This is a genomic window from Microcystis aeruginosa LEGE 91341, assembly GCF_015206885.1.
Classification (GTDB): Bacteria; Cyanobacteriota; Cyanobacteriia; order Cyanobacteriales; family Microcystaceae; genus Microcystis; species Microcystis aeruginosa_H.
Window position 1 is genome coordinate 1 of sequence record NZ_JADEXY010000180.1, and the last position, 7,264, is coordinate 7,264.

The window sequence follows — 7,264 nt, forward strand, 5'->3', positions numbered from 1 at the left end:
CCTAGTTGCTGATTTACTGAAAGGTTTGTCGATTCACCTTCATCGTTGGAGTTCTTTCTCTCCCACCCCCGTTGATGCTTTTTACTACTCCCCTTCCTCTTGGTTGTAAAATACCTACACCTGTCAGACTCCCATCTCCCCCCGCAACGCGCACGAAGTGGTCTCCCCATCTCCCCTGTTCATAATTCATAATTCATAATTCCCATCCCCTGTTCATAATTCCCATCCCCTGTTCATAATTCATAATTCCCAACCACTTATGACAGAAAATATAGATAACTTCAACGAAACTTATAATGCACTAATTGAGCGCATTGTTAATTTAACTTTAGAAGGAAAAATTAGAGCCAAATCACAGGTTTATAACCTTTTGTCCGAGGGAGTAAAAAATGGCACAGGAGAAATTTTTGAGCGTTGTTTAACCGAAAAAATTATCGTTACTCGCTCACAGTTAGAAACAAAAATTAAAGCCACTAGGGTTTTGCGGGCCTTGGAAATGCTCGAAAGTGAATGGGAAAAATATCAAAAAACCAATCAGCAAAATTCTCTTACTGCAGCGGCGATCAATAATCTGATTAAAATCGATCGAGAGGATCGTTTACTGACGTTAGTGAATTTAATTGATCCCAATCAAAATAATGCTTTAACCCTAGAACAATTACAACAGTTAGCCAAGAATTTACAGACAGTTTCTCACCAGCGGGGAGAAGCGGATTTATGGCAAATTGCCACGGGGATTAATCTGGGGTTAAATACTTGGTCAAATTTATCGAATGATCTCACCAGTTGGCTCTACGAACAAAATCGTAATCTTGGTTTTACTAATGATAATGAGCGAGTGACACCCTGGCAAATTTGGGCAAGTAAAGTTAATCCCTCTTGGTTAAAACGAGTCTTAGAAAGTTTAGCTAATCAACAAGCTTTTGATCCTCTCACTCAGGATTTAACTTTAACCGATTGGGTAGAAACTGCTATTGTTTTTCAATATATCCAAAGGGGACTAATTAACTTTTTTGATCAGCGTATCTATAGCGAAAAACTGGGAGCCAAATTATCCATTTCTACCTTTCTCACCTTTGCTTTAATTTGGTCTATGTTAACCAATAGTTTCGAGCAAGTTAGTAAAAATTCTCTCTATAGTCGCGGCTGTTTTCAGATGGCTTTACAAATTCTGAGAACCTTTGCTCAACGGGATTATTTTCCTTTATACGGAGGAATTTTTGCCTCCTTTTCTGGCAGTTATCTCAAGGAGGCATTAGATTATTTATCAATTCCTCTGCGTTATGTGGAAGGTACGGGAGAAAAGGCGAGAATTTTAACTTTAATTGCCTATTCTAATCGCATTCGCGGCGACTATCCACAGGCTAGAGAATGTCATCAACAAGCTTTAGAAATTGCTCGTCAACAACAGGACTCTGCTTGTGAAATAGCTAATTTAAACCATTTATCCCGTCTCAATGCTATCCAGAAAAACTATACAGAAGCGATTAATCTAAGTCAGAGAGCTTTAATTTTAAGTCGTCAACAGGGTAATAGTTTAGGACAGGCTAACGCTTTAGCTAATTTGGGTTATAGTCAGGTACAGGAAGCGCAACAGTTAGAGAGATATGATCCCGAAATTTATCAAAGTTCGATCGAGTATTTAAAACAGGGATTAAAGTTAGCGGAAAGTCTCCAAGATTGGCAGAGTAAATCCCTTTGTTGTAGCAGTTTAGGTTTAGCATATCTTGTCCTTGAAAGAACCCAAGACGCGATTAATATTCTCCTACAAGGATTAGAATCGGCTAAATACTACGGAGATGTATATCTGCAAGGTTTATTACTAACTTATTTAGGGGAAGCTTACTATCAAGACAAGAATTTTGAACAGGCAATTTATATGGGTTCTCTAGGAATGTATTGGCTACACGAAATCGGTGCAGTGGAATGGCGACAAGCTGCTAGTCTATTAACGGTTATTCGCGGTAAAAATATCGCAGCTTTTGAGCAGACTTTCAGTCAGGAACGTTCCTCCCTGATTAAATCCATTGGACTGGAAGGCTACCAATATATCTCAGAAATCCTCAGCAAATATCAACAGGGTAATTAGTGAACACACAGCATAACCTATTAATTAATCTCTCGGTACTTTTTCCCCAACCCACAGGAATCAGTACCTACATTCTTAACCTCTTACCCTACCTAAAAAATTTAGAACCAACCCTACTAACAGCTAATAGTTATCCCGACTTTAACTGTTATTCTATCCCCAAAGGTCTCGGCCCCGATCGAGGAGCGAAAGGTCATTTAAAACGCTTACTCTGGACTCAGTGGCAGTTACCGTCAATTTACCGACAATTAAAGGCCAATTTACTCTTTTCTCCCCTTCCGGAAGCGCCGATAAATTCTCATTGTCGCTTTGTCGTCATGGTCCACGATTTAATTCCCCTGCGGTTTCCCAGTTTTACTTCCCCCTTAACCCAATATTTCCGTTATTATGTGCCGCAGGTATTACAACAGGCAAAACATATCATCTGTAACTCCCAGGCAACGGCCAAAGATATCACTGAATATTATCAAATTCCCGCCGATAAAATTACTTCAATTCCCCTAGCCTATGATCATCATCACTTTCGCCCTATGGAAGATAATAAGCCAGAACAGCCCTATTTTCTCTATCTCGGTCGTCCCAATCCCTATAAAAATTTACCGCGTTTAATCGCCGCTTTTGCCCAACTGCCCCCAGATTTAACAGATTATCATCTTTGGATTGCCGGCAGCTTTGATCGCCGTTATACCCCCAATTTACAACAACAAGCGCGAGAATTGGCAGTCAGCGATCGCATTAAATTTCTCGATTATATCCCCTACGATGAGCTACCCAAAGTGATCAGTCAAGCCACTGCTTTAGTCTTCCCCAGTCTCTGGGAAGGTTTCGGATTGCCCGTTTTAGAGGCTATGGCCTGCGGTACACCCGTTATTACCTCAAATTTGTCATCTTTGCCCGAAGTCACGGCAACAGCGGCAATTTTAATCGATCCCTATCGAGTCGAAGCCCTAGCCGATGCCCTGAAAATTATTGCTCAAGATCGACAATTACAGTCAAAATTAAGTTATCTAGGCAAAAAACGAGCCAATGAGTTTAGTTGGCAAAAAACTGGTCTAGCTACAGCCGCAATCTTAAATCAATATCTAGGGTATGCTTAACTGACAGGGTTTCCCGTCCAGATGAAGTATAACCTGATCGGTCATCCTCGGAAAAAGAAAAATAACTTGACAGATCGGCAGCATTTGCTGTACGATAGATGATCGTGACCTCAATTGGAGAGATGGCCGAGCGGTTGAAGGCGCAGCACTGGAAATGCTGTTTAGGGGTAACTTTAACGAGGGTTCGAATCCCTCTCTCTCCGTTCCCAAAGCACCTCATATCTATGAGGTGCTTTTGATAGCAGTTAGAGTATAGGAGTCAGGATTCTGAATTCAGGAGATTACTCTTATCGATTATCTTCTCCCTTACTCCCCACTTCATAATTGATAATTGATAATTCATGATTCCCGCTCCCCACTTCATAATTCATAATTGATAATTCCCGCTCCCCACTTCATAATTGATAATTGATAATTCATAATTCCCGCTCCCCACTTCATAATTGATAATTGATAATTCCCAGTCTCTTATACTTTTCAAACAGGATTTAGTCTAATTCCTCGTGGGTAAACCATCTTTACACTTAGCTAACCACTCCAATAAACTATCTAACTGCTGTTGCGGTTTTACCGCTCCTAAACCCCTAACTGTCACCTGTTTGGGACCATAAACAAAGCGTGACTGTATATGTTGGGGTAGGTGTTCTTGTAATAATTTCCACGCTGGTTCCTCCATGGGAGTTTCTAAGATAATATGCTGTTTTCCATCGGGTTTAATTCGCGAAAAACCGAGGGATTTAGCCAGATGTTTTAACTCAATTACCTTAAATAATTGTGCCACTGGAGAAGGAATTGCCCCATATCTATCCACTAAATCGGCAGCAATTTGTCCTAAAGTTTTCTGAGAATTGGCAGTAGCGATCGCCCGATAGACATCCATTTTCTGCTCCGGATCGGATATATAATCATTAGGAATAAATGCCGTCAATTTCAGATCGATTTGGGTATCCTCCACTTGAGGAATTTCTTGACCTTGAATTTCCCGCAAAGCTTCCTGTAACATTTCCATATATAGATCAAAACCGATCGCTTCCATTTGTCCCGATTGTTCCGCACCCAATAAGTTACCAGCACCGCGAATTTCCAGATCCCTAGTCGCTAATTGATACCCCGATCCTAACTGGGTAAATTCTTGAATTGCCTTTAATCTTTCCCGAGCGGTTTCTGTTAGTTCTCCCTTAGCTGGATAAAGTAACCAAGCGTGCGCTTGTACTCCCGATCGCCCCACCCGTCCTCGCAGTTGATAGAGTTGCGCTAAACCGAATTTTTGGGCATCTTCAATGATAATTGTGTTAACTCTGGGAATATCTAACCCCGACTCCACAATAGTCGTACAAACTAAGATATCCGCTTCCCCATTATTAAAAGCTAACATGGTGGTCTCTAATTCGGCCTCATCCATACGACCATGCCCAATGGCAATTCTAGCACCCGGAATCATCCCTTGAATTGCTGCCGCTTTTTCTTCAATTCCCTCGATTCTGGGTACTACATAAAAAATCTGTCCCCCCCGATCCAATTCGTTGCGAATTGCCGTTCTAATCACATCAGAATTATAACTAGAAAGGTGGGTTTGGATGGGACGACGAGAGGGGGGAGGTGTGGTAATTAAACTCATTTCTCGCACCCCAGAAAGGGACATATAAAGAGTCCGGGGAATCGGTGTCGCACTCAAAGTTAATACATCAATATTACTTTTAAAAGCCTTAATTTTCTCCTTTTGATTAACCCCAAAACGCTGTTCTTCATCAATTACCAATAACCCTAAATCTCTAAACTCCACCGCTTTACTCAATAACAACTGCGTCCCCACCACTATATCCAATTCCCCCGTTTTCAAGCGCTGGACGATATCTTTTTTCTCGGAATTGGTGCGAAAACGATTTAATAAACCCACATTAATGGGATAGGGAGCAAAACGCTCCTTTAGGGTGTGATAATGTTGTTGGGTTAAAATCGTTGTTGGTGCTAATAAAGCCACCTGTTTATGACCCGTGGTGACAGCTTTAAAAATAGCACGAATGGCCACTTCTGTCTTACCAAAACCCACATCCCCACAGACTAAGCGATCCATCGGGCGATCGCTTTCTAAATCCCGTTTCACATCCTGTATCGCTTTCAGTTGATCAGCAGTGAGTTGGTAGGGAAAAGAATCCTCTAACTCCCGCTGCCAGGGATTATCCATAGGATAGGCAAAACCCGATTTTTGGGCGCGTTGGGCGTAAATATTGATTAAATCAACCGCTAACTTCTTAACCGACTTCCTAACGCGGGCTTTCGTCGCTTCCCACGCTTTGCCCGAGATTTTATGTAATTCGGGTGCTTGACTACCTGTATGACGATAACGGGAGAGATTATCAAGAGAATCGGCAGGAACCCGCAATAATCCATCGGCATACTTAATAACTAGATAATCTCGACCTTGCACTACTCCGCTAATTGTGCTTTCCTGCTTTTCTAGTTTGATAAACTGTCCGATGCCATGGTTTTTATGTACTACAAAATCGAGGGGACGGAGTTTATTCACATCCACCTGTACCGAGGCTGCTTGCCGACGTTTGCGGACGTAACCGGCAGTATTTAAAAGATGTTGTCCGAAGAACTCTCGATCGCTAACGACGACTATGCGATAGGTAGGGAGGATAAAACCTTCTAATTCAGCTAATCCTGAGTATTTTAGGGCTGTAGCGGTGTTTTGAATTATTAACCGCTCGATCGCGCCAAAATCGAGGGGATTGGGGATAAATTGGGCTGGACAGTCGTGTTCCTGTAATAACGAGACTGTGCGGGAGGGTTGGGCAGATATTAACCATGTAGCATACTTATTTAGTTTAATACCGCTATAAATCTCTCTTTTTCCCCGTAAAATTTCCGCTAGTTTGGCGAACTGCCCCGGATTGGTGGGAATCGGACGACTGGAGAGATTAAGGCGATTTTCGGACAGGTGATCGTCTATTTCCGAGAGGTAGAGATGGGTAAATTTGAGCGATATTTGCAGAGATTCGCCAAAAGAACGGTGAATTTGCGGTAAGGGTGGTTCTATCTCTTGCCAGCGTTCCCCAATATATTCTATCCAGCGATCGCTTCTAGCTTGACAGCTTTCCAGTTCATCAAAGGCAATCAGAGTATTTTCGGGGAGATAATCTAATAAAGAAGCAGCTTGACGGAAGGCCAAGCCTAAAAATCGCTCAATTCCCTCTGGATAAATGCCATTAGCTAATTTTTCTCGATCTTCGGCCCCCAGATAATCGGCCACTGTGGGGGGAAGAGAAGGGGCAATCATCGCCGCAAAGCTAGTGGGAGTAAGAAGCAGATTGGGGATAGAATCCAGCGATCTTTGGGTAGCAGGGTCAAATTCTCGCAATTTTTCCAATTCATCGCCGAAAAATTCTAACCTGACTGGTAATTCGGCCGAAACTGGGAAAATATCAACGATATCGCCGCGACGACTCCATTGTCCTTCGGTTTCTACCAGTGGAACCCGTTCATATCCTAATCTAGCTAGGGTTAGATCGAGGTTTTTGGCTTCTATAACCCTTCCTACCGCAAAATTATCGCTATATTGCTCGAAAACCTCTCTAGGGGGTAAATGGGGCTGCAGGGCCTTTTCGGTGGTAACGATCGCAATTCCAGCATCTTGATGACTGATTAGGGTTTGCCCTGAGCTACGTCGAAGGGTCGATAATACCTGCATCTGTCCCCAAATCATCTCGGATTCCCGATTAAATGTCTCGTAGGGGCAAGCTTCCGAGGTGGGATAAAAGAAAACACCTTTCCACGTCATTGCTTCTAATTGTGTTGCCCAACGTGCCGCTTCTTCTAGATTGGCACAGATAATTACCAGATTTTTTCCTTGACAACGGGCGAAAGCTGTGCTTATTAATCCTTTCGGTAAGCGGGCAAGGCCAGTTAGGGTTAAATTGCCGTTTTTCTCCAGTTTTTGGATAAGTTCGGCAGTTAAGGGCGATTTTTCAATGTTGCGAATAACGGAGGCAAAAGTCATTTTTTAGTAATTGGCGCTCGGTTTAGGGTTTGCGGCAAAAAGTTTTTCGTGGGGGTAGGGTGTGACCCCCCCAAC

The 7,264-nt window shown here is 42.6% G+C and carries 3 protein-coding genes and 1 tRNA gene; 3 read left to right on the top strand and 1 reads right to left on the bottom strand.

Annotated elements, in window-relative coordinates; all coding sequences use genetic code 11:
- Window positions 1-259 precede the first annotated feature (259 nt).
- From IQ234_RS19135 to IQ234_RS19145, 3 genes are all read left to right on the top strand, one after another.
- Complete coding sequence (locus IQ234_RS19135; RefSeq protein ID WP_193958243.1) at window positions 260-2,089, top strand: tetratricopeptide repeat protein; 1,830 nt, start codon at window positions 260-262, stop codon at window positions 2,087-2,089.
- Window positions 2,089-3,186 carry a glycosyltransferase family 4 protein gene (locus IQ234_RS19140; protein ID WP_193958244.1) on the top strand — a complete coding sequence of 366 codons (1,098 nt, stop codon included), beginning with the start codon at window positions 2,089-2,091 and terminating at the stop codon, window positions 3,184-3,186. Before IQ234_RS19135 ends, IQ234_RS19140 begins: the two co-directional genes overlap by 1 nt.
- A 116-nt stretch (window positions 3,187-3,302) precedes the next feature.
- Window positions 3,303-3,389, top strand: a tRNA-Ser gene (locus IQ234_RS19145).
- A 290-nt stretch (window positions 3,390-3,679) separates the two neighbouring features.
- On the opposite strand, the gene mfd is transcribed toward IQ234_RS19145, so the two are convergent.
- A complete protein-coding gene (gene mfd, locus IQ234_RS19150; RefSeq protein WP_193958245.1) occupies window positions 3,680-7,189 on the bottom strand; it encodes a transcription-repair coupling factor in 3,510 nt (1,169 codons plus the stop codon).
- Window positions 7,190-7,264 lie beyond the last annotated feature (75 nt).